Here is a 23,579-nt window from a genome sequence, read left to right on the forward strand (position 1 = left end):
AGGGACATCATGCAGACCCTGATCTGGAAGACCCTATCTCCTGCCCAGCAGGCCGACGTGCTGACCCGACCGGCCCTCAATGACGAGGCCGATATCGGCGCCGTGGTGCGGGATATCATCGCTGCAGTGCGTAGCCGTGGCGATGAGGCCCTGCGCGAGCTGAGCCTGCGCTTCGAGCGCGCCCCCCGTGAGCAGCTGCGCGTCAGCGAAGATGAGATTGAAGCTGCCTGCGCGCGGCTGGATGACGACATCAAACATGCCATCGAAGCGGCCATTGCCAACATTCGCACCTTCCACGCCGCGCAAGTGCAGCCATTGGTACGGGTAGAAACCCAGCCCGGGGTGGTATGCGAGCTGCGCACCCAGCCCATCAGTCGGGTCGGTCTCTATGTGCCGGGGGGCAGCGCGCCGCTCCCCTCCACCGTGATGATGCTGGCCATTCCGGCACGCTTAGCCGGTTGCCGTGAAGTGGTGCTCTGCACCCCGTCCCCCGCCAGCGACGAGATCCTGTTTGCCGCCCGCGCCTGCGGCGTCGAGAAGGTGTTCGCCATTGGCGGCGCCCAGGCCATCGCCGCCATGGCTTACGGCACCGAGAGCATTCCCAAAGTGGACAAGATCTTCGGCCCGGGCAACGCCTATGTGACCGAAGCCAAGGGGCAGGTATCCCGCGACTGGCGCGGCGCCGCCATCGACATGCCCGCTGGCCCCTCCGAGGTGCTGGTGATCGCCGACGAGAGCGCCAACCCCGCCTTCGTGGCGGCGGATCTGCTCTCCCAGGCCGAGCATGGCCCCGACAGCCAGGTGGTGCTGGTGACCACCTCCCCCCTGCTGGCCGATGCCATCGCAGGGGAAATAAAAAGCCAGCTGGCCAAGCTGAGCCGCCGCGATATCGCCGCGCAGGCGCTCGGCAGCAGTCTGGTGATCCTCTGCGACGATCTGGCAGAAGCCTGCACCATCTCCAACGCCTACGCGCCGGAGCACCTGATTGTGCAGACCCGCGCCCCGCGCGATCTGCTGGACCTGCTTGAAAATGCCGGTTCCATCTTTCTGGGAGCATGGACACCTGAATCGGTCGGCGATTACGCCAGCGGCACCAATCACACCCTGCCCACCTATGGCTATGCCCGCACCTGTTCCAGCCTGGGCCTCGCCGATTATCAGCGCCGCTACACGGTGCAGGAGCTGAGCGAGCGCGGCATTCAGGGCCTTGGTCCCATCGTCGAGCGCATCGCCCAGGCCGAGGGGCTTGATGGCCACAAGAATGCCGTCACCCTCAGGTTGAACGCCCTGTCCGCCGCGCCCCAACAAACAGCACAGCAGAAGGATTTGTCATGAGCATTGCCAACCTGGCGCGCCGCGTGGTGCGGGCCCTCACCCCCTATCAATCCGCTCGCCGCATCGGCGGCAAGGGCCACGTCTGGCTCAACGCCAACGAGGCGCCGCTGGCCTATCCCTTCACCATCGAGGGCGGCCGTCTCAACCGCTACCCCGAGTGCCAACCGGCCGAGGTGGTGAATGGCTATGCCGCTTACGCCGGGGTCAACCCCGATCAGGTGCTGGTGAGCCGCGGCGCCGACGAGGCTATCGAGCTGCTGATCCGCACCTTCTGCGAAGCGGGTGAAGATCAGATCCTCATCTGCCCGCCCACTTACGGCATGTACGCCATCAGCGCCGAAACCTGCGGCGTCGGCATCGTCGAGCAGCCGCTCACCGCCAGCCGCCAGCCCGACTGGCCCGCCATCGCCGATCGCCTGTCCGACGTGAAGCTGGTGTTCCTCTGCTCCCCCAACAATCCCACCGGGGATCTGGTGGGTCGCGACGGTCTCATCGCCCTGCTGGAGAAAGCGCGGGATCGCGCCATCGTGGTGGTAGACGAGGCCTATATCGAGTTCTGCCCAGAAGCGTCCGTAGTGGACCTGCTGGCCCGCTTCCCCAATCTGGTGGTGACCCGCACCCTCTCCAAGGCCTTTGCCCTGGCGGGGATCCGCTGCGGCTTTACGCTGGCAAACCCGGAGGTGATCGCCATGCTGGCCAAGGTGATCGCCCCCTATCCCATTCCCGAACCCATCGCCCAGATAGCCGCGCAGGCCCTCTCCCCCATGGGACTGGAACTGATGCAGGAGCGAGTGGTGGAGCTCAACAAGCAGAAAGCCGCCTTCAAGGCCGCACTGGCAACCCTGCCCTGCGTGAAAGAGGTGTTCGAGGACAAGGGCAACTTCGTGCTGGTGCGCTTTGTGGATGGTGCCGCCGTCTTTGCCGCCATGAAGGCCGCCGGCATCATACTGCGGGATTTCTCCAGCAAGCCGGGCCTGGACAACAGCATTCGCGTCACCATCGGCTATCAGGGCGAGATGGACGCCGTGCTGGCGGTATTGCGTGACCTGCCCTCTCCCTCTTTTTAAGACAAGGATGTAGCGATGAAGACCCCGTTTTTGTTTATCGACCGCGACGGCACCCTGATTGAAGAGCCGGTGACCGACAAGCAGGTGGACAGCCTTGCCAAGCTTCGCTTCGAGCCCATGGTGATCCCGGTGCTGCGCGAATTGCAGGCCGCCGGCTACGTGCTGGTGATGGTGACCAACCAGGACGGGCTGGGCACTGCCAGCCTGCCGCTGGAGAACTTCCAGCCGCCCCACGACCTGATGATGCACCTGTTCGAATCACAAGGGGTGAACTGGGAGCAGGTACTGATCTGCCCGCACTTCCCCACCGATGGCTGCAGCTGCCGCAAACCCCACCTCGGGCTGGTGAAGGAGTATCTCGCCTCCGGTCGCATCGACTTTGCCAACTCTTTCGTGATTGGCGATCGCCAGACCGATTTGCAACTGGCCGACAACATGGGCATTCGCGGTATTCGCTACCACCCGCAGGATCACGACTGGCTCGCCATCCGTGATCAACTGCTGTCCAAGGGGCGTGTGGCCGAGGTGGAGCGTTACACCAAGGAGACCCGCATTCAGGTTGCGGTGGATCTCGACAAGAGCGGCGGTAACCAGATCGCCACCGGCATCGGTTTCTTTGATCACATGCTGGATCAGATAGCGACCCACGCCGGTTTCAGGCTCAAGCTCAAAGTGAGCGGCGATCTGCACATCGACGATCACCACACGGTGGAAGATGTCGGGCTGGCCCTCGGCCAGGCGCTGCGTCAGGCCCTTGGCAACAAGCGCGGCATCGGTCGCTTCGGCTTCGTGCTGGCAATGGACGAGGTGCAGGCGGTGATCGATGCGCGCCCGCTGACCGAGCAGGAGGTGAGTACCGCGCTGGATCTCAGCGGTCGCCCCTACTTCGTGTTTGACTGCCCGAGCGGCTTTGGCCGTGACAAGGTGGGCGAGATGGCCACCGAGATGGTGCCCCACTTCTTCCGCTCCCTCTCCGATGCCATGGCCATCACATTGCAGATGAAGGTGGGCAGCGGCAACACCCACCATCAGGTGGAAGCGCTGTTCAAAGGCTTTGGCCGCGCCCTGCGTCAGGCCATTCGGGTGGAAGGGAGCGAGCTTCCCTCCAGCAAGGGAGTGCTGTGATGGATGTGAGCAAGCAGAAGCTGGTCATTATCGACACCGGCTGCGCCAATCTGGCCTCGGTCAGGATGGCGTTCGAGCGCCTCGGCGTGCAGCCGCTGGTCTCAAGCGTGGCGGCCGATATCGAGCAGGCGGACAAGCTGATCCTGCCCGGTGTCGGCACCGCGGTGGCCGCCATGAAGAACCTCAACGAACGGGGGCTGGTGCCCCTTATTCGCGCCGCCAAGCAGCCGCTGCTGGGCTTTTGCCTCGGCATGCAGATGCTGGCGGAGGCTTCCGAAGAGAGCATGGGTACGGATGACTCGTCAGAGCGCCTTATCGACTGCCTTGGCATAGTGCCGGGCAAGATCCGGCTGATGGAGGTGGACAATCTGCGCCTGCCCCATATGGGCTGGAACCAGATTGAGCATGACGAGACCCATCCTCTGCTCAAGGGGATCCCGAGCGGCAGCTACTTCTACTTCGTCCACTCCTATGCGCTGGAGGTGACCGATGCAACCATCGCCACCTGCGACTACGGCCAGCCGTTTACCGCCATCGTCGGTGGGGTTGCAGAGCACAGCAACTTCTTCGGCGCCCAATTCCACCCGGAGCGCTCAGGCGCAGCCGGTGCCCGTTTGCTGCAAAATTTTCTGGAGCTGTGACTAGCATGATCATTCCCGCAATTGACCTTATCAACGGTCAGGTAGTTCGCCTCTATCAGGGGGACTACGACCAGAAGACCGAATACAGCAGCAGCCCGCAGGCCCGCTTCGATGAATATGTCTCCCAGGGGGCGGTGCAGCTCCATCTGGTGGATCTGGACGGTGCCAAGGATGCCAAGGCGCGCCAGTTGCCCCTGCTGACCCAACTGCTGTCAGCCACCGAAGCACCAGTGCAGGTCGGCGGAGGCGTGCGTACCGAGCAGGATGTGGCAGATCTGCTGGCCGCCGGTGCCAGCCGGGTGGTGATTGGCTCCACCGCTGTCAAATCCCCGGATCTGGTGACGAGCTGGATGGAGAAATATGGCCCCGAGCAGATCGTGCTGGCGCTGGACGTCAATATCGATGGGGAGGGCAATCGCCATATCGCGGTGGCAGGCTGGCAGGAGAACAGCGGGGTGACCATCGAAGCGCTGATCGAGCGCTTCCTCCCCGCCGGGCTCAAGCATGTGCTCTGCACCGACATCAGCCGTGACGGCACCCTGGCTGGTACCAACGTCGAGCTCTATCGGGATCTCTGCGCCCGCTACCCGAGCGTCGCCTTTCAGGCCTCCGGCGGCATTGGCGGCATCGCGGATATCGAGGCGCTCAAGGGCTCCGGCGTCAAGGGGATCATCCTTGGCCGCGCCCTGCTGGAGGGCAAGTTCTCGGTGGGTGACGCCATCGCCTGCTGGCAAGCCCCCGCATCTGATACCACAGGAGGCAACTGATGCTGGCAAGACGCATTATCCCCTGCCTCGACGTGAAAGATGGCATGGTGGTCAAAGGGGTGCAATTTCGCAACCACGAGGTGATGGGCGGCATTGTCGAGCTGGCGCGCCGCTACGCCGAAGAGGGTGCTGACGAGCTGGTGTTCTATGACATCACCGCCTCCAGCGATGCGCGGGTAGTGGACAAGAGCTGGGTGAGCCGGGTAGCGGAGGTGATCGATATCCCCTTCTGTGTCGCCGGTGGCATCAAAAGCGTCGAAGATGCCCGCCAGATCCTAGAATTTGGCGCCGACAAGGTCTCCATCAACTCCCCGGCCCTTGCCGACCCGACCCTCATCAGCCGACTGGCCGAGCGCTTTGGCGTACAGTGCGTGGTGGTGGGCATTGACTCCTACTTCGACGCCGACACGGGCCACTATCAGGTCAAACAGTTTACCGGCGACGAGAGTCGCACCCGCACTACCGCCTGGCACACCCTCGATTGGGTGCAGGAGGTGCAAAAGCGCGGCGCGGGCGAAATCGTGCTGAACGTGATGAATCAGGACGGCATGCGCCAAGGTTATGATCTCGAGCAGCTCAAGCTGGTTCGCGGCGTCTGCAAGGTGCCGCTGATCGCCTCCGGCGGCGCCGGTGCCATGGTGCACTTTCGCGATGCCTTCACCCTCGCCGATGTGGACGGGGCGCTGGCCGCCTCTGTGTTCCACAAGGGCCTTATCCCCATTCCCGAATTGAAACGCTGGCTGAAAACCGAAGGAGTCGCCATCCGTGAATAACTTCTCTGATAACACGCAAACAACCGCCAGCGCGCGCCCCCTTGCCGAGCAACTCGACTGGGCTAAATGTGATGGCATGATCCCTGCCATCGTCCAGCACGCCGCCAGCGGCGAGGTGCTGATGCAGGGCTTTATGACCCGCGAAGCGTTGGAAAAGACCCAGACCACAGGTCAGGTCACCTTCTTTAGCCGCAGCAAACAGCGGCTCTGGACCAAGGGTGAAAGCTCGGGCAATGTGCTCCAACTCGTGGCCATCAGCACCGATTGCGATCAGGACTCCCTGCTGATTGCCGCCAACCCCGTCGGCCCCACCTGCCACAAAGGGACAACCTCCTGCTTTAATGGCCACCCGCTGCCACCGCTCGGTTTTTTGGCAGAGCTGGAGCAGGTACTGGCTGCCCGCAAAGGGGCCGATCCGGCCACCAGCTACACCGCCAGCCTCTACGGCAAAGGCACCAAGCGCATCGCCCAGAAGGTCGGTGAAGAAGGAGTTGAGGTGGCGCTGGCCGCCATGGCCAAGGATCGGGAGGAGCTCATTAACGAATCCGCCGATCTGCTCTACCACCTGACCGTGCTGCTGCAAAACGAAGGGTTGGGATTACAGGATGTGGTACAGCGGCTTAATGAGCGGCACAATAAATAAACTGATAATAAAGCCGGGTTATCCCGGCTTTATTTAGTCAAGATGCACGGCCAACTCAACTAAATTCTTATACGTTGTTAAACGTCGTTCCAACTGTGACAGCTCTTTTTCTGCCAAAGTAGAACTCTCTTTTACTGTTAACTTACGACATTGACTTGAATATTCTTTTACTAAATCTAGAAGTCGATTCGAATAACTATAATCTAGTGCTGGATTTAGCATACTTTTATATGACGCCACCAACAGTTCCTTTAAAGAAACATTATACTCCTTGTCTTCGAAGGGGTTTCGATATTTACCATCACCCATAAACTCTATATGAGTACCCATGGAGCTTTCTGCCTTTATAAAACAAGAAAAATTTTGTTCTACATATTCATTGATTAGAGCGTTAAAGCCTTTTAGCTTAGGGTGATTATCTGTAGTAGGCATTTTTCCATCCACTACAGCTCGATAATCTTCATTGTTTTTCTCGCACAGAGAAAACAGATAAACAAGAAAAATCAGATTTATTGTGCAACCTTGGTAATTGACGATGGAAGCAATCATTCGGTCCAACACTTGCTCTGTTCTTCTTAAGCTCAATGAAAAATGATCACAGACAGCTGTTAATACATTTACCAACACTTGACTATCAGTTATTTTCGGCCATGCATTGATATGCTCAAAATGCAATTTTTTATCTACAACTGCCTGCTGAATAAACTCTCGCCGAGAGATACTGCCTAACGTAAATCGTCTATGAAAAAATCGGCCAAGATAGCTTTCTGCATCAAAACCATCGCCATAAATGACCTTGATAGCATGCTGCAACTGCTCAGTATCTGTTGCCAGTACAAACACCACCCCGGGAATATCAAAAATATGTTTGATGGTCTCCAGCATTTCTACAGCATAAGAGGGACGACAACGATCAAGCTCATCTATCAAAATAAATGCGGGATAATCCAGTTCTCCTTCACTTAAACCAACAGCCCCTTCCACCCATTGACGGATCTCTTGTTTAAGATACTGGATAGATTCATAACGCTCTTTGTGATTGCTGCAAAGTGTATCAACCAGCTTATCTGCGTCTTCGCCTTCCACAGAAAAATCACCATCTTCAAGTCCAGCTTTTTTAATAGCAGACTTGAGCACCAATTTTCCGCCCAGCTTGAGCAAACCCAATAGCTTGGGCTTGATGCCATCAGGTATGGAAACCTTATTTCCTGTTGCATCTTTCAATTGATCGATAATCGACGAAATCACCGTCAATAAGGGATCATCGGAAAAGTCCTGCTGCCAGGCGTCGATATAGACAGTGGGATAGTGCGCTTTCAGCTCCATATACCAGCGCTTGATAAACCAGGTTTTACCCGCCCCCCACTCGGCATTGAGGTTGAGCACATAGTTGCGCTGCTTGCCTTCGGCGGCGAGGTAGTTGGTCAGAAATTCTGCATAGCGGGCGCGATCCAGCCGATCTGCGCTCAAACTCTCTTCGCTACCCGCAATGGCCCCCGGCCCGTCCCACTGAACTGTGTCATTCCAATTAAACGGTGCCACTACCATCTCGTATCTCTCCATATTGCGTTGCTGGAGATGATATCAGGGACACCGAGGAAATAGTTTGACTAAAGACCTGTTCGTTACCCTTTTTGCCACTCGGGGAGGTTTATTTAGCTGTTGTTCAACTTCTCTGTCGAGAGCCGATGATACGGGGTCGATACATGGTGGCAAGCTATCTCAACAACCATGGACTCAACTGATTTCCTTTGATTTGCTAAGAGGTTACAACCATGTGACATAACGCAGAACCTGCGGAAATAAATGAGAAATATGCCGTGAAGAGTGCTTAATTTAAAGCAGTTGATGCACGTTGGCCTCGTGTTCAGCCAACCCATCACAGCGACCCAAGGATGGCCAACTTCATGAAGGATGAACCCTTCTCCACCCGATTGCAGCACGAGCTGGATCACCTCAGATCCATCTTTAACGAGATGGGGGCTTACCTCTTTACCAAGGATCTGGATGGCCGTTATATCTATGCCAATCAGGCTGTGCTGGATCTCTTTGGTTGTACCCTGGCCGAACTGCAAGGCAAGGATGATCGCGCCTTTTTTGACCTCGACTTCTCGGAAGATCTGAGACGAAATGATCGTCAGGTGCTGGAGCAGCAGGTCGCCATCGCCCGGGAGGAGATCAACTACCTCAAACCCACGGGAGAGAAACGGGTCTACTGGAGCGTGAAAAAGCCGATGTACGACCGGGATGGCACGCTGATCGGTCTGTGCGGCATCTCCACCGATATCACGGAACACAAGCTGATTGAGGCCCGTATGGCCGAGCAGCATCAGTTGCTGGAGATCATCCTGGCCAACGTGGATGCCCATATCTATATGAAGGACAGCCAGCACCGCTTTCTCTACGTCAATCAGAAGGTGTGTGCCCTGCTCGGTTTACCCGCCGAACAGATCATCAACCGCAGCGATAATGAGCTGTTCTCCCCACACGGAGCCAACCAGCTGTGGCAGCTGGACAACCGGGTGTTCGAAACGGGTGAGCTGCAAGCCGGTGAAGAGTCACTGACCGATACCGAAGGCAAGCAACATTACTACTGGTCTGTCAAAGTCCCCTTCAAGCTGGCTGATGGTACCCCCACCCTGATCGGTATCTCCTCCGATATCACCGAGCTGCACCAGCTCAAGGAACAACTGCAATATCAATCGGTTCGTGACAGCCTCTCCGGACTTTATAACCGCCGTTTCTTCTTCGAGGTGTGCGAAAAGAACCTGAGTATGAACATGCGCCACCAGCTCACCTCGGTGCTGATAGTGCTGGATGTGGATCAGTTCAAATGCATCAACGATCGCTACGGTCACCCGCTGGGCGATCAGGCGCTGATCCATCTGGGCAGGGTGATGCAATCGGTGCTGCGCAGCGAAGATGTGCTGGCCCGCATCGGCGGTGACGAGTTTGCCATCTTGCTGCCCAACACCACCCTCTCAGCCGCCGCATCACTGGCCGAACGGCTGCGCAAGCAGGTGATGCAAAGCCCGTTACCCCTTGCCGATGGGGATGAGCTGGTCATCACCATCAGCGCCGGGCTGGTGGAAAATAGCAAGGGGGAGCAGATGGAGAGCCTCTACGCGCGCGCCGATCAGATGCTCTATCAGGCCAAACAGAGCGGCCGCAACTGCGTCGCGTGCAAGGCACGATAGCTGGCTGGCCAGTCAGGCACTCCCACTTCCCTTGCTGCATTTATCCCGACAGCTTAGTCATCCTATTGCACGCTGCTTTCACTCACGCTCGATTAGCACCTAACCCAGCTGTTTGCGCAGCACAAACTTTTGCACCTTGCCGGTCGAGGTCTTCGGCAGCGGGGTAAAGATGATCCGCTTGGGCGCCTTGAAGTGGGCCATCTGCTCACGGCAAAAGGCGATCAGCTCCGCCTGGGTAGTCTCTCGCCCCTCTTTCAGTTTGACGAAGGCGCAGGGCACCTCCCCCCACTTCTCATCGGGCATGGCGATCACCGCCGCTTCGTCCACATCCGGATGGCGATAGAGCACATCTTCCACCTCCAGACTGGAGATGTTCTCCCCGCCCGAGATGATGATGTCCTTGGATCTGTCCTTGATCTCCACATAACCGTCCGGGTGCCACACCGCCAGATCCCCACTGCGAAACCAGCCGTCCGCCATCGCCTCGGCGCTGGCCGCCGGGTTCTTGAGATAGCCTTTCATCACCACATTGCCCCGCAGCACTATCTCCCCCATGGTTTTGCCATCTTTGGCCACCGGCTCGCCACTGACCGGATTGATGACCCGCATCTCCCCCTGCAGAGGCGACGCAACCCCCTGCCGCGCCTTGAGGCGGGAGAGCGCAGTGGCATCCTGACCTTGCCAGCTTCTTTGCGGCTCGCACAACACGCAGGGGCCATAGGTTTCGGTGAGGCCATAGACGTGGGTCACGGCAATCCCCATCGCCTCCATCCCAGCGATCACGGTGGCGGGGGGCGCAGCGCCAGCGGTCATCACCTTGATGGGGTGATCCAGCCCCCGCTTGAGCGCCTGATCGGCATTGTTGAGCATATTGAGCACGATGGGCGCCGCGCAGAAGTGGCTCACCTTGTGCTCGTGCAGCGCCTCATAAATGGCGGCGGCCTGCACATGGCGCAAGCAGACGCTCACCCCGGCGGTCGCAGCCAGCGTCCAGGGGAAGCACCAGCCGTTACAGTGAAACATCGGCAAGGTCCAGAGGTAGACGGGATGTTTGGGTAGCTCCCAGGAGAGTACGTTATTGATGGCGTTGAGGTGGGCGCCGCGATGGTGATAGACCACCCCCTTGGGGTTGCCGGTAGTGCCGGAGGTGTAGTTAAGGGAGATGGCCTGCCACTCATCCTCTGGCAACCAGCCGGGTTCATCGCCGTTACCAGTGGCAATAAAGGTCTCATAGTCGAGGTCACTGACAAGCGCCCCTTCCCGGTAGAGGGGATCGTCGATGGCGATGACCAGCGGTTGGCGCTCCAGCAGATCCAGCGCCTTGCGCACCACGGCGCCAAACTCCCTGTCCACCAGCACCACCTTGCTCTGGGCATGCTGAAAGATAAAAGCCATCGACTCGGCATCGAGCCGGGTATTGATGGTGTTGAGCACAGCGCCGCTCATGGGCACCCCGAAGTGCGCTTCAAACATCGCCGGGATATTGGGCGCAACGATGGAGACGGTATCCCCCTCCCCGATACCGCTAAGCCGCAGGGCCGAGGCCAGCTGGCGGCAACGGCGGGCGGTATCGCCCCAGCTCTGGCGTAGCGAGCCGTGGATCAGCGCCGGATAGTCGGGATAGACCCGCTCCGCCCGCCCCAAAAAGCTGATGGGGGTCAGGGCCTCAAAATTGGCGGCGGTTTTGGCAAGGTTGCGCTCATAGATGTTCTGCACTGTCATCGGATTCCTTCCTCACAAGTGGCACAAAACGGGCAGTTTCGGGATGATTCAGAGATCAGCAAGCGACATGGGCATCCTGCCCGTCACTGGTCTCTTATGGGGATGACAGCCTAACAGTGAGCCTGTGGCGGCAGGTATTAGCAAAACGTCTTAGACAGGGGCAGCCTGCTGCCAATAGGGGACCCCTGTTTTCGTTGCAAAAAATATTTCGTTACTGGAAAGCGTGCCATTTTTTTCACAGGCTGTTTTTGGCGAAAAACAAAAAATGACGATAGTGGAATATTATTCCGTCAAAGCTGCTTTATGTGTCATTTCATTCATCTCGGCACGCACTATTTTCATGCCGTTTATTTAAGGCAAAGCACGTTAAATGAAAGCTGAAATAGTTATTGCATAACGCCATTTATTTCACCCCAGTCATTAAATCCATGACAAATAAATTCTGTGAGCCATCCCATAAAGCGAGCATGGCACCATGTTCATCCAGCCGCACACGGGTTACGGTTACAACGTGAAACAATCCACCGGATGTTCAATATCAGGCCAGATTTCTCGCCAATCACTACGCAATCTACAGTGATTTTGCGTACCTTGGATGTATGACGCAGAAACCCTATCGACCCGATATTCCGCCGAGCCCAAACCTGCTTTATCAAGGAGCATTTTATGTGTGCCGTGCCGAATACCACACCACGCAGACAATTCCCTACTGCATTTACCATTCTGTTTCTTATTATGTTACTGGCCATTGCACTGACCTGGATAATTCCGGCGGGCGCCTATGCCAAGCTCTCTTATAATACAGCCAGTGAAAGCCTGATGGTCAATAGCCCACAGGGGGAAATAAGCCGACTTCCCGCAACCCAGGATGCCTTGGCAAAACTCAATATCAATATTGCGGTGGAGCAATTTACCAACGGCACCATCCGCAAGCCCATCGCCATTCCCGGCACCTATGCACGGCTGGAGCAAGCACCCAAGGGGCTCAGTGACGTGGCAGTCAGCATGGTCAAGGGCACCATCGAGGGGGCGGATATCATCGTCTTTATTCTGGTGCTCGGGGGGCTGATCGGCGTCATCAACAAGACAGGCGCATTCAGTGCGGGGCTGGTCGCCCTCTCACACAAGACCCGGGGCAACGAGTTCCTGTTTGTGGCGCTGGTCTGCTTCGTGATGGCGCTGGGAGGCACCACCTGCGGACTGGAGGAAGAAGCGGTCGCCTTCTACCCCATACTGGTACCCATCTTTCTGGCGCTCGGCTATGACTCCATCGTCTGCGTAGGGGCCATCTTCCTCGCCGCCTCCATGGGAACCACCTTCTCCACCATCAATCCCTTCTCGGTGGTGATCGCCTCCAATGCCGCCGGCATTCCCTTTACCGAGGGGCTGATCTTTCGCGCCATTGGCTGTCTGGTGGGCACCTTGGTGGTGATCGGTTATCTCTACTGGTACTGCAAGAAGATCAAGGCCAATCCAGCCTTCTCCTACACCTATGAGGACAGAGAGAGTTTTCGCGCCCGTTTTCTCAAAGAGGGCTCTATGGACGAAGGGGTGCCCTTCACCCTGCGCCGCAAGATTATTCTGACCCTGTTTATCCTCGCCTTCCCGCTGATGGTGTGGGGCGTCTCCATGGCCGGTTGGTGGTTCCCGCAGATGGCGGCCTCCTTCCTGACCATCGCCATCATCATCATTTTTATCTCGGGTCTCAAAGAGAAAGAGGCTGTCGAGGCCTTTACTCAGGGGGCGTCGGAGCTGGTGGCCGTTTCGCTCATCATCGGGCTGGCACGGGGGGTCAATCTGGTGCTGGATCAGGGGATGATCTCGGACACTATTCTGGCCTACGCCTCCGATCTGGTCTCCGGCATGCACGGCGCCGTGTTCGCAGTGGCGCAGATGCTGGTGTTCACCCTGCTGGGGCTGGTGGTGCCCTCCTCCTCGGGGCTCGCGGTGCTCTCCATGCCCATCATGGCGCCGCTGGCGGATACTGTGATGATCCCCCGCTATATCGTGGTGTCGGCCTACAACTGGGGCCAATACGCCATGCTGTTCCTGGCCCCCACCGGACTGGTGCTGGTCACTCTGCAGATGCTCGGCATCCAGTTCAACAAGTGGGTCAAGTTCGTGCTGCCCATGGTGGGCTTTGTGCTGGGATTTGGCGCCCTGATGCTGGTGACGCAAGTGATGTTGGCCTGATGGGCCTGTGATACATGAGTGACAACACCCCGTGCCTGGCGCGGGGTGTTCTTTTGTCAGCCTTAGTGGCGCACCCGCCCCTGCTGGCGGAAGCAGTAGAGCTTTAGGCTGATGTCGGCGATATCGGCGGGAAGCTCCTCTCCCTGCTCGGCCAAGGGCCGGTAGAGGGATGAGAGCAGACGTTCGGCCTGCTGCACCGTAATGATGTTGGCCTGGATGGCCGGGGTGATCCAGCTGGGTAACATTGACATATCTCCACCTCGTTGATCCGGTGATCTCGGGTGAACATCTTCATATCAGGTCTTACGCAGTTGTCTGCCGACCCGTTCACCCTCTGCTTCACCCAATCAAGGCAAAATGCTTGCCGTGATCTCTTATCGGCCAACATCCGATGGGGCTGGAGCCATTTATCAACCACTTGCGTGGCCATCTCAACGAACAGAGCCCTTGTTCAAGACCTCCCTTGACCTGCACCCGTCAGCACTCTGGCATTCTGCTCACCGCCCGCCTTGCAAATTGCGACTCGAATTGCTCCTTATCACACTGGCAAAGCCCGCCATGCGCCGGAAACTGGTCACTTTTAGTCCGTTGTCGCCAAAGCCAGACAGTTTTTCATGGTGGCTGTTTTTTGACCTTGCCAGCGCCTGTCGCAGGCCCATCCCCCGCGCCTTGTCCGGCCAACCGGTTATGACAAGATGGCGCCAGATTGGAACAGCCCGGATGGGTATGCAGGAGAACCATAAGATGAACAGATCCATGATGGCAGGTATCGGTATTGGCATCGCCTCGGCCCTGGCACTCTCGGCGGCGGCCAGCGGCTCCCTCTTTACACCCCAGCCCACCTTTGCCGAGGTGATCGCCAGCAAGCCGATCACCGAGACCATCAAGACCCCCCGCCAGGAGTGTCGCAACGTCACCGTGACCCACCGCAAGCCGGTACAGGATGAGCACAAGATCCTCGGCACAGTGGTGGGTGCGGCGCTGGGTGGCGTGGTTGGCCACCAGTTTGGCGGCGGCAGCGGCAAGAAGGTGGCCACCGCAGCCGGGGCCGTCGCGGGGGGTTATGCCGGTAATCAGGTGCAGGGCAATATGCAGGCGGGCGATACCTACACCACCACCGAGCAGCGCTGCAAAACCGTACAGGATACGAGCGTCAACACCATTGGTTATGACGTGACCTATCGCCTCGCCGGTCAGGAGGGGGTGATCCGCATGAAGCAAGCCCCGGGCGCCACCATTCCGGTCAAAGATGGCAAATTGGTGATCGACCAGCCAAAAGTGTGATTTATCCTGACCCCACTCAGCAGCAGGCCCGCCTCTTTCGAGGCGGGCCTGTGTTTTTGGGCGGCTTGATTTCCTTTCTCACACAACAGCACGCACCACTCACGGCACCCGAACTATCACCCTTTGCAGCACTTCTTCACCGCCCGTACCACGTTCTGATAACCGGTACAGCGGCAGAGGTTGCCCGATAGCCCGCGGCGGATCTCCGCATCGGTCAGCGGACGGCGCTCGGTCTTGTCGAGCAGGGCGGCGCTCGCCATCACGAGGCCTGGGGTGCAAAAACCGCACTGCACCGCCCCCTCGTCGATAAAGGCCTGCTGCACATCAGAGAGCTCGTTACCTTTGCGTTCCCCCTCCACGGTACGAATGGATTTGCCATCGGCCCAGACCGCCAGATAGAGGCAGCTGTCGATAGCGGTGCCATCCACCCGCACGGTACAGGCGCCGCACTCACCGACACTGCACCCCTCTTTCACGCTGATAAGCCCCTGCCCGCGCAGAAAGTGGAGCAGCGACATGGTGGGCGGCACTGCATAGGAGTAAGGCTTGCCGTTGATCTCGCACTGGATCTCCACTGCGGGACAGCTTTGCGGTTGCATCATAGGATCTTGCCTCCGGCACGTTCGACTGCGCAGGCGACCACCCGCTGCGCCAGGGTTTTGATAAGGTGCAGGCGAAACTCCTTCTCTGCCCGCCAGGAGGATCGTGGCGCCACATCGGCCACCACCGCCTCGGCAATCGCTGCCAGTGTGGCGCGAGTCAGCGGTTGCCCTTCGGCCGCAGCTTCCGCGTGAGGGGTGCGCACCGGTGTCGGGGCCGCTACCCCATAGGCCAGCCGCAGACTCTTGAAGTGACCATTCTCAATCTGACAGTAGGCGGCGCAGCCGATGGTGGCGATATCCATGGCATCGCGCATGGCGTATTTGAAGTAGTGGGAGCCCACATGGGGGTGAGAATCCGGCGCAAAGTGGAATGCCACCAGAATTTCCGCCGGTTGCAGCGCCACCTTGCCGGGACCGGTGTGAAAACCGGCGATGGGTATGCGGCGCGTACCATCGGGGCCGGCGATTTCCAGCTCTGCTTCCAGCGCGACAGTCGGCGCCGCCGAGTCTGCACTGGTGGCGCCATTGCAGATATTGCCGCCATAGGTGGCGACGTTGCGGATCTGCGGGCCGGCGATGGTAGCGGCCGCCTCGGCCAGCATCGGCAGGCGACGCTGCACCAGCTCGTTTTCGATGATCTCGGTAAAGGTGGTGCCGGAGCCGATGCGGATCGACCCATCAGGCAACTCGCACACCCCTTTGAGTTCGGGCAAGTCGTGAATATCAACGATATGGCGATAGGCGGCGTTGAGGTGATGAAGCTGGATCATCACATCGGTGCCACCAGCCAAGAGACGCGCCTCGGGGTCAGCCTGACGCAGGGCAACCGCCTCGGCCACGCAGTGCGCCTTGTAGTAACGGACAATATCAAACATGGTGTTGCTCCTCCCCTGATCCCTCGCCAATCAAACCCGCCGCGACAAACTCCCGGAACAGGGTCTTGGGGGTGATGGGCAGCTCGTTGATGGCCACCCCGGTCGCCATGCGAATGGCGTTACGGATCGCCGGGCCCGGCGAGATGATGGGCGGTTCCCCCAGGGATTTGTGGCCATAGACCGACTGAGGCTCGTAGGTCTGCACGAAGTCGCATTCCAGCTCGGGCAAATCCAGCATGGTGGGGAACTTGTAGTCGAGCAGGTTGGGGTTGCGTACCACGCCAGTCTTGGCGTCGATGATCATCTCCTCGAACAGGGACCAGCCGATCCCCATCCCCATGCCGCCGTGCACCTGTCCCTCCGCCAGCTGCGGATTGAGGATCTTGCCTGCATCGTGCAGATTGATGATGCGATTGATGGTTACCTTGCAGAGATCGATATCGACGCTGAGATCGACAAAGGTGCAACCAAAGCTCGGCGGGTTGGTGGTGGTCTTGTGGGAGACTTCCGAGGCGATCTGGCCGCCGATGGTGAGGTGGTAATAGGCGTTGACCGACACCTCGGCGACGCTGATCAGCACCTTCTCCGGCGCACCGGCCAATACCACGTAACCGTCGATCAGGGTGAGGGACCCCACATCCTGATGGCAGAGCTGGGCTGCCAGCGAGAGGATGCGGGCCCGCAGTTGCAGCGCCGCCTGATGGATGGCGGGGGCCGCCACATAGCTCTGACGCGAGGCGAACGAGCCAGGATCGTAGGCGGTAATGTCGGTATCCTGAGTCGAGATGACCCGGATCTGCTCAAACGGAATGCCCAACGTCTGGGCCGCCATCTGGGCAAAGACGGTATCCGACCCCTGCCCTATCTCGGTGGCGCCGATCTGCAGATTGACGGTGCCATCCTGATTGAGCAGCATGCGGGCACCGGCGATCTCCACCCCCACCGGATAGGTGTTGGAGCCGTAGCTGAAACAGGCCACCCCGATGCCACGCCGCACCCGACTCGCAGGATCCTGCCCCAAGCACTCGGCCTTGAGTCGATCCCACTCGAACATCTCGCGGCCACGCAGCAGGCAGTCCGGCAACCCGGCGCTGTAGATGGTCTTCTGGTTGACCTGATTGACGTCCCCTTCGCGCGCCACGTTGGCGATACGCACATCAAGCGGATCCAGCCCCAGTTCGGCGCAGGCATCATCCAGCATGCATTCGAGGGCAAAAATCACCTGCGGCGCGCCGTAACCGCGCATGGCACCGGCGGTGGGCAGGTTGCTGTAGAAGGTTTGGGCGTCGTAGCCAAAGGCGCTACGCGGATAGAGGTAGCTGATCTTGTTGGCCCCAGCGCTGGCGATGGAGTGGCCGTGGGAGGCATAGCCGCCGGTGTTGGAGAGCACGTCAAGCTGATACCCCTTAAGGGTGCCATCCCGGTTGATACCGAGGGTGCCGTCGATGGCAAAGCCGTGGCGGGTGCGGGAAGCAAAGAAGCACTCCTCCCGGCTCAAGGTCACCTTGACCGGCACGCCGCCAAGCTTGTAGCTCAGAAACGCCGCCATCGGCTCTTCCAGCACATCCTGCTTGTTGCCAAAGCCGCCGCCCATATAGGGCTTGATCACCCGCACGCTCGACCAGGGCAGACCGAGGGATTTGGCCACCCGGCTGCGCACAATTTGCGGGATCTGGGTGCTGCTGACCACGATGATGTGGTCCGGCTGATCCATATAGGCGTAGCAGGTCACCGTCTCCAGATGGCAATGCTGTACCACCGGCGTCTGATAGTGCGCCTTGAACTGCAGATCCGCTGTTGCGATTGCCTGTTCCGGCTCACCCGCCCGGATCTGGCTTTGCCGCAGCAGGTTGCCATTCGGATGGATGGGATAAGCATCCTCGGCCAGCGCACTGTGGGCATCCGTCATCACCGGCAGCGGTTCGTAGGTCACCTTGACCAGGGCGGCAGCCTTCTCGGCCACCAGCGGATCGCGGGCCACCACGATGGCGACCCCATCGCCAAAGTGGCGCACATGGTCGGTGAGCAGACGGCGGTCTTTCACATCCCGCTTGGCCTCATCGAGGGACCAGGCGTGGCCGGCAGTGCGAAAACAGGTAGTGGGCACATCTTCATGGGTGAACACGGCTTCGACCCCGTGCAGCGCCAGGGCCTCGCTGGCGTCGATAGCAAGCACCTTGCCATGAGCGATATTACTGCGCACGTACTTGGCGTGGCGCATGCCGAGCATGATGTTGTCATCGGTATAACGGGCACTGCCGGTCACCTTGGCCTCGGCATCCACCCGCTTGAGCGGTAATCCTATGGACATGATCAAGTCCTTTTTCAGGGAAGAAAAATCCAGAACCGGGATAAAAAACAGCAAGATATGCGCCTGTTTCCCCCTCTCTCCCCGGCGATGGGAAGAAGTGTGAAGGGGATCCCATCTAGCCCGCTTTTGTTGGCCCGAAGCGACAAGCCAAGGGCAGCCCCTGAGCAAACGGGGCACATCAGCGGTGAAAAAAGCGGCAGAGCGAGGAGAGCAAGGGTGGGAGCCTATCAATCTGGTAGGAGGATTTATCAAAATGGTATCGCGATGGCACCAGCGGCTGAGGCATGGTAACCAGCGTTGACGGTCAGAGCGCCGCAGATATAAAAATGGGGCCGCCAGTGCGACCCCAAACGGGCGGGTTATCCCTAAATAGCCCACCCCCCAGCATAAAAGAGCACCAGCGCTAGGGCGATGACCACGGTGCCGACGTTGAGCTGGTGCCACTCCTTCGAGCAGATGCGGCCGATCACCAGCGCACTGAAGCCGAGCATGATGCCGGTGACGATATTGCAGGTGAGCACAATAAATACCGCGCACACCAGCCCGGACATGGCCCCGACAAAGTCATCGAAATCGAGTTTGGTGACGTTGCTCAGCATCAAGAGCCCCACATACATCAGGGCTGGCGCGGTGGCATAGGCGGGCACCAGATAGGAGAGCGGCGAGAGGAACAGCATCAGCAGGAAGAGGCCACCGACCACGGTCGCGGTGAGGCCGGTTTTGCCCCCCGCCGCCGTGCCCGCGGCCGATTCGATATAGACGGCAGCCGGGGCCGCCCCCACCAGACTGGAGAAGATGCTGCTGACCGAGTCGGCACTGAGTGCCTTGCCGCTGTTGATGATGTGACCATCCTTATCGAGCAGGTTGGCCTGCCCCGCCACGGCGCGGATGGTGCCGGTGGCATCGAATACCGCTGTCATCACCAGCGCCAGCACGCTGGGCAGCACCAGCGGCGAGAGGGCCCCCATGATATCCAGGCTGAAGATGAGGGACTTGCCCTGATCGTCCGAGAGGCTCGGCAGGGCGAACAGCCCCTGATACTTCACCGCCGGATCGAAAATCAGGCCGAAGATTGAGATGGCGATAATCACCAGCAAGATCCCCCCCGGTACTCGAAGCTTCTCCAGCCCGAAGATCACCGCAAGGCCGATCAGGGACATGATGACCGGCATGGAGGTAAAAGCCCCCAGCGCCACCGGCAGCCCCTCCAGCGGGTTCTTGATCACCAGCCCCACCCCGTTGGCGGCAATAAGCAGCAGGAAGAGACCGATACCGATGCCGGTACCGTGGGCAATCCCCATGGGCAGGTTGTCGAGGATCCAGCTACGCACCCCGGTCACCGAGATGGCGGTAAACAGCACCCCCATCAGGAATACGGCCCCCAGCGCCACCGGAATGGGGATCTGCTGCCCCAGCACCAGACTGAAGGCGGTAAACGCCGTGAGGGAAATAGCGCAGCCGATGGCCATCGGCAACTTGGCCCAGAGCCCCATCAAGAGCGAACCGAACCCCGCCACCAGGCAGGTGGCGACAAACACAGCGCCGGGAGGAAAGCCCGCCTTGCCGAGCATGCTCGGCACCACGATCACCGAGTAGACCATGGCAAGGAAGGTGGTGAGGCCCGCCAGCACCTCCTGTCTGACGTTGCTGCCCCGCTCGCTGATCATAAAGTAGCGATCAAGAGCCGTGAGCGGCTGTTGCTTTGCTGCGCTCTGGCTGGCGTCATCATTGGCCAGCTGTTCCACGCTGTTTGTCCTGCTGTTTGCTTGGGTCATACCCAACTCCTTCACACGCGCCTGAATGTTCCATGACGAAATGGCGACAGGATCTGCGGGTCTGCCGAACGCCAGTCTGATGAGAAACAGGCGATGGTGGCAGAGGATGCGACAGACAGACCAGGGCAGGCAGCCTTGACTCAAACGTTTGCCTTGCTGGTCAAAAAAACCGGGCCATTTCACGTTCTATGCGGGGAGATCCCCTGTCGTGCGGCAAGACTGGCGCCCCTGTGGAGCACGCCAGCCGCCGTATTCGTTGGGGCTGCGCCGCGGCAGCCCACTCCAGCCCCTACCCCCGTTCATGCACCAGTTGGCCATCCACATAGGTGCGGTAGATGGATCTGTCATCACCCAACGTCAGCAGCACAAAGAGCTTGTCGCGCAAGGTGGTGGAGTTGTCATACCGCAGCTGTTGCAGCGGGGTGGCGACGGGGTCGAGTACCACGAAATCCGCCTCCTTGCCCACCGCAAAGCTGCCGATCTTCTCATCAAGCCCGAGCGAATGGGCACCGCCCAGAGTCGCCAGATAGAAGGCCTGATAGGCCGAAAGGCGCTCTCCCTGCAATTGCATCACCTTGTAGGCCTCGTTGAGGGTCTGCAGCATGTTGAAGGTGGTACCGGCGCCGATGTCGGTACCCATCCCCACTTTCACCTGCTTGCGCCACGCCTTGTGCAGCTTGAAGAGACCGCTGCCGAGATAAAGGTTCGAGGTGGGACAAAACGCGATGGTGGAATTGGTCTCATTCAGACAATCCCACTCCTGCTCTTCCAGATGGACGCAGTGGGCAAACACACAGTTGTGGCCGGTCAGCCCATGCTGGTGATAGACGTCGAGATAACCCTTGTGTGCCGGGAAGAGAGATTTTACCCAGGCGATCTCATCCTTGTTCTCGCATAAATGGGTGTGTAGATAGGTGGTGGGAAACTCTTCGCGCAGCCGCCGCGCCATCGTCAGCTGCTCGCATGTCGAAGTGGGTGCAAATCTTGGTGTGATGGCATATAGAAGCCGACCGTTACCATGCCAGCGCTCAATGAGCTGCTTGCTCTGCACATAGCTGCTCTCGGCGGTATCGAGCAAATAATCGGGCGCATTGCGATCCATCATTACCTTGCCCGCGATCATTCGCATGTTGATGCGGCTGGCCGCCTCGAACAGGGCATCCACCGACTCGGGGTGAACGGTGCCGAACACCAGCGCCGTGGTGGTGCCGTTGCGCAGCAGCTGCTTGATAAAGAAGGTGGACATCTCGCGGGCATATTCGAGATCGTTGTAACGCCGTTCGGCCGGGAAGGTGTGGCGGTTGAGCCACTCCAGCAGTTGCTCGCCATAGGCCCCCACCATCTCGCTCTGGGGATAGTGAATGTGGGTATCGACAAAGCCAGGCACTATCATCTTGCCGCGATAATCCCGCACCCGCACCTCGGCCGGAATGCGATCCTTGCCCTCCTCCCACTCACCGAACCAGTCGATGCAACCGTTGCGAATGATCAGCAGACCATCCTCGATAAGGCGCGCGTTGGACTCAATCTCCTCGGGCTGATCCACCACCCGGGTGATATCGAAGAAGCTGCCGCGTACCGCTTTGACAGAGTTGTCGTTTTTCATAACCGTTTCCCTGTTTTTCTTGTTCTGTTGACGTTTTTTGCCGGTTTAACCGTCAGATCCGTTCCACTTGTGGCGCCACCGCCTGCCCGGGCACTGGCTCTGGTGACCCCTCCCCCTTGCTGGCCGATGACAGGCCCGCGCTGCGGGCGGTAAAGATCACATCCGGCTTGTCGCTCAACTGGATCACCTCCACCGCCTCGGCATCCCTGACGGCCGCCTTGCGTTTGCGGCTTTGCGGCAGCACCAGATTCATGATGATGGCGGTGATACCACCGGCGCAGATGGGGTTCTCCACCAGCATGTAAATACCCGCCGGCAGCACCTTGAAGACGTTCGGGTCATAGGAAACCCCGAGCCCAAGACCCAGGGAGGTGGCGACAATCAGAGTCTCCCGCCGATCGAAACCGTGGCTGATGATGATGCGACCACCAGCGATGGCGATCATGGAGAACATGATGACCATGGCTCCCCCCATCACAGGTGACGGTATGGTGGTAAAGAAGCGCCCCACCACCGGGAAGAGCCCCAGCAGCACCAGAATGACGGCAATAAACTTGCCCACATGGCGTGAGGCCACCCCGGTCATCTGGATCACTCCGTTGTTCTGGGCAAAGGTGGTGAGTGGCAAAGAGCCGAGGGCCGAGGCAATGACCGAGACCAACCCGTCCGCCAGCACACCGCCGGAGAGCCGTTTTTGAAACTCGGGGCCCTGAATATCCCGGTGGGAGACCATGGCGGTGGCGGTGATGTCCCCCACCGCCTCCAGCACGCTCAACAGATAGATGGTGCCCGCTAACATAAAGGCGTGAAAATCGAAGGAGAAACCGTACTTGAACGGGATCGGCACAGTGATAAGCGGCAGGTTCTCAAGGGCGGAGAAATCCACCATGCCGAGCATCAAAGCCACTGCGTAACCCACCAGCAGGCCGATGGCGATCCCGCTCATCCGCAGCAGCGGGCTTCGACTGCAGTTGAAGGCGACGATGACGCAGAGCACCAAGAGCCCCAGCCCGATGTGCTCGTATTTGCCAAAGGTGCCGCTGCTCATGGCGGAGAAGCCGCCGCCAAAATCGATGATCCCCACCTTGATAAGGCTCAGGCCAATCATCAGTACCACCACACCGCTCACGGTCGGGGTGATCACCCGCTTGAGGTAGGGCAGCACAAAGGAGGAGCCCATCACCAGAAAGGCGCCGACAAAGGAGACCCCGAGCAGGGTCGAGACGATCAGCTCCTCATGGATGCCATCTTTTTTCATGGCGCCGCCGAGCGCGATCATCACGGTGACGAAGGAGAAGTTGACCGACTGGATGGAGAGCAGCCCCGAACCGATGGGGCCATAACGGTTTACCTGCAGCCAGGTGCCGATACCGGAAGCGATCATCGCCATGGAGACCAGATAGGCGGTGATCTCGGTGGAGAGGCCCAGGGCGCCGCCGACGATCAGCGCCGGGGTCACCATGGGGACAAAAATCGCCAGCAGATGGGTCACTGCGCCCATCAGGGTTTGATAAAACGGGGGGTTGTCTTCCAGCTCGTAAATGAGATCCGAGTGCTTGCGTGTTGTTTTAGACATCGTGTTTGTCCCATCACACAGAATGTAGGCGGAGTACTCATTCCGCCGTCAGGCGCTGGGGGCGAGCTGGTGCCCGCCCCTCACCTT

20 protein-coding genes are annotated in these 23,579 nt (G+C 59.1%); 10 read left to right on the top strand and 10 right to left on the bottom strand.

Going from position 1 to position 23,579, the window contains the following annotated elements; all coding sequences use genetic code 11:
* The first annotated feature begins 9 nt into the window (after positions 1–9).
* The 7 genes from hisD to hisIE are packed head-to-tail and all read left to right on the top strand — an operon-like array spanning position 10 to position 6,351.
* The gene (gene hisD / locus G5287_RS06005; RefSeq protein WP_421231013.1) at positions 10–1,335 is read left to right on the top strand and encodes a histidinol dehydrogenase; all 1,326 of its coding nucleotides are present in this window, start codon (positions 10–12) and stop codon (positions 1,333–1,335) included.
* A complete protein-coding gene (gene hisC / locus G5287_RS06010) occupies positions 1,332–2,402 on the top strand; it encodes a histidinol-phosphate transaminase (RefSeq protein ID WP_421231014.1) in 1,071 nt (356 codons plus the stop codon). The genes hisD and hisC overlap by 4 nt, the downstream gene beginning before the upstream one ends.
* Positions 2,403–2,417: 15 nt before the next feature.
* Positions 2,418–3,527 carry a bifunctional histidinol-phosphatase/imidazoleglycerol-phosphate dehydratase HisB gene (hisB, locus tag G5287_RS06015; protein ID WP_421231015.1) on the top strand — a complete coding sequence of 370 codons (1,110 nt, stop codon included), beginning with the start codon at positions 2,418–2,420 and terminating at the stop codon, positions 3,525–3,527.
* On the top strand, positions 3,527–4,168 hold the full coding sequence (hisH, locus tag G5287_RS06020) for an imidazole glycerol phosphate synthase subunit HisH (protein ID WP_335834359.1): 642 nt from the start codon (positions 3,527–3,529) through the stop codon (positions 4,166–4,168). The genes hisB and hisH overlap by 1 nt, the downstream gene beginning before the upstream one ends.
* Before the next feature lie 5 nt (positions 4,169–4,173).
* Positions 4,174–4,935, top strand: coding sequence for a 1-(5-phosphoribosyl)-5-[(5-phosphoribosylamino)methylideneamino]imidazole-4-carboxamide isomerase (gene hisA, locus G5287_RS06025; protein WP_421231016.1), 762 nt, complete (start codon positions 4,174–4,176; stop codon positions 4,933–4,935).
* Positions 4,935–5,708 (top strand): imidazole glycerol phosphate synthase subunit HisF, encoded by a 774-nt coding sequence (gene hisF / locus G5287_RS06030; RefSeq protein ID WP_421231017.1) that lies wholly within the window; start codon positions 4,935–4,937, stop codon positions 5,706–5,708. Before hisA ends, hisF begins: the two co-directional genes overlap by 1 nt.
* Complete coding sequence (gene hisIE, locus G5287_RS06035; protein WP_421231018.1) at positions 5,701–6,351, top strand: bifunctional phosphoribosyl-AMP cyclohydrolase/phosphoribosyl-ATP diphosphatase HisIE; 651 nt, start codon at positions 5,701–5,703, stop codon at positions 6,349–6,351. The genes hisF and hisIE overlap by 8 nt, the downstream gene beginning before the upstream one ends.
* 33 nt (positions 6,352–6,384) lie before the next feature.
* Here hisIE and G5287_RS06040 read toward each other — a convergent pair whose 3' ends face one another.
* Positions 6,385–7,899, bottom strand: coding sequence for a KAP family P-loop NTPase fold protein (locus G5287_RS06040; RefSeq protein ID WP_421231019.1), 1,515 nt, complete (start codon positions 7,897–7,899; stop codon positions 6,385–6,387).
* 359 nt (positions 7,900–8,258) lie between these two features.
* Here G5287_RS06040 and G5287_RS06045 point away from each other — a divergent pair, with 359 nt between their 5' ends.
* Positions 8,259–9,548 (top strand): GGDEF domain-containing protein, encoded by a 1,290-nt coding sequence (locus G5287_RS06045; RefSeq protein WP_337072267.1) that lies wholly within the window; start codon positions 8,259–8,261, stop codon positions 9,546–9,548.
* 99 nt (positions 9,549–9,647) lie between these two features.
* Here G5287_RS06045 and G5287_RS06050 read toward each other — a convergent pair whose 3' ends face one another.
* A complete protein-coding gene (locus tag G5287_RS06050) occupies positions 9,648–11,270 on the bottom strand; it encodes an acyl-CoA synthetase (protein ID WP_227340603.1) in 1,623 nt (540 codons plus the stop codon).
* 666 nt (positions 11,271–11,936) lie between these two features.
* Between G5287_RS06050 and G5287_RS06055 the strand changes: the two genes are divergently transcribed.
* A complete protein-coding gene (locus tag G5287_RS06055; RefSeq protein WP_227340604.1) occupies positions 11,937–13,463 on the top strand; it encodes a YfcC family protein in 1,527 nt (508 codons plus the stop codon).
* A gap of 62 nt (positions 13,464–13,525) precedes the next feature.
* Here G5287_RS06055 and G5287_RS06060 read toward each other — a convergent pair whose 3' ends face one another.
* Positions 13,526–13,714 carry a hypothetical protein gene (locus G5287_RS06060; protein WP_005345660.1) on the bottom strand — a complete coding sequence of 63 codons (189 nt, stop codon included), beginning with the start codon at positions 13,712–13,714 and terminating at the stop codon, positions 13,526–13,528.
* 246 nt (positions 13,715–13,960) lie between these two features.
* On the bottom strand, positions 13,961–14,221 hold the full coding sequence (locus G5287_RS06065; RefSeq protein ID WP_227340605.1) for a hypothetical protein: 261 nt from the start codon (positions 14,219–14,221) through the stop codon (positions 13,961–13,963).
* Between G5287_RS06065 and G5287_RS06070 the strand changes: the two genes are divergently transcribed.
* Positions 14,208–14,747 (top strand): glycine zipper 2TM domain-containing protein, encoded by a 540-nt coding sequence (locus G5287_RS06070; RefSeq protein WP_026035120.1) that lies wholly within the window; start codon positions 14,208–14,210, stop codon positions 14,745–14,747. The two genes, G5287_RS06065 and G5287_RS06070, sit on opposite strands and share 14 nt — an antisense overlap.
* A 116-nt stretch (positions 14,748–14,863) precedes the next feature.
* Here the strand turns inward: G5287_RS06070 and xdhC are convergent, their stop codons facing one another.
* The 6 genes from xdhC to G5287_RS06100 all read right to left on the bottom strand — a co-directional run bounded on the left by xdhC (position 14,864) and on the right by G5287_RS06100 (position 23,492).
* Entirely contained in the window at positions 14,864–15,349 is a 486-nt protein-coding gene (gene xdhC / locus G5287_RS06075) for a xanthine dehydrogenase iron sulfur-binding subunit XdhC (protein ID WP_005336775.1), read from the bottom strand.
* Positions 15,346–16,224: a xanthine dehydrogenase FAD-binding subunit XdhB gene (xdhB, locus tag G5287_RS06080; RefSeq protein ID WP_421231020.1), complete on the bottom strand. Its 879-nt coding sequence runs from the start codon at positions 16,222–16,224 to the stop codon at positions 15,346–15,348. The genes xdhC and xdhB overlap by 4 nt, the downstream gene beginning before the upstream one ends.
* On the bottom strand, positions 16,217–18,535 hold the full coding sequence (xdhA, locus tag G5287_RS06085) for a xanthine dehydrogenase molybdenum-binding subunit XdhA (protein WP_421231021.1): 2,319 nt from the start codon (positions 18,533–18,535) through the stop codon (positions 16,217–16,219). The genes xdhB and xdhA overlap by 8 nt, the downstream gene beginning before the upstream one ends.
* A gap of 365 nt (positions 18,536–18,900) precedes the next feature.
* Positions 18,901–20,202, bottom strand: coding sequence for an NCS2 family permease (locus G5287_RS06090; protein ID WP_421231045.1), 1,302 nt, complete (start codon positions 20,200–20,202; stop codon positions 18,901–18,903).
* A 397-nt stretch (positions 20,203–20,599) separates the two neighbouring features.
* Positions 20,600–21,916, bottom strand: coding sequence for a guanine deaminase (guaD, locus tag G5287_RS06095; protein WP_421231022.1), 1,317 nt, complete (start codon positions 21,914–21,916; stop codon positions 20,600–20,602).
* A gap of 52 nt (positions 21,917–21,968) precedes the next feature.
* Positions 21,969–23,492: a nucleobase:cation symporter-2 family protein gene (locus G5287_RS06100; RefSeq protein WP_421231023.1), complete on the bottom strand. Its 1,524-nt coding sequence runs from the start codon at positions 23,490–23,492 to the stop codon at positions 21,969–21,971.
* Between the last annotated feature and the right edge of the window lie 87 nt (positions 23,493–23,579).

This window comes from Aeromonas sp. 603079, assembly GCF_049172135.1.
Classification (GTDB): Bacteria; Pseudomonadota; Gammaproteobacteria; order Enterobacterales; family Aeromonadaceae; genus Aeromonas; species Aeromonas veronii.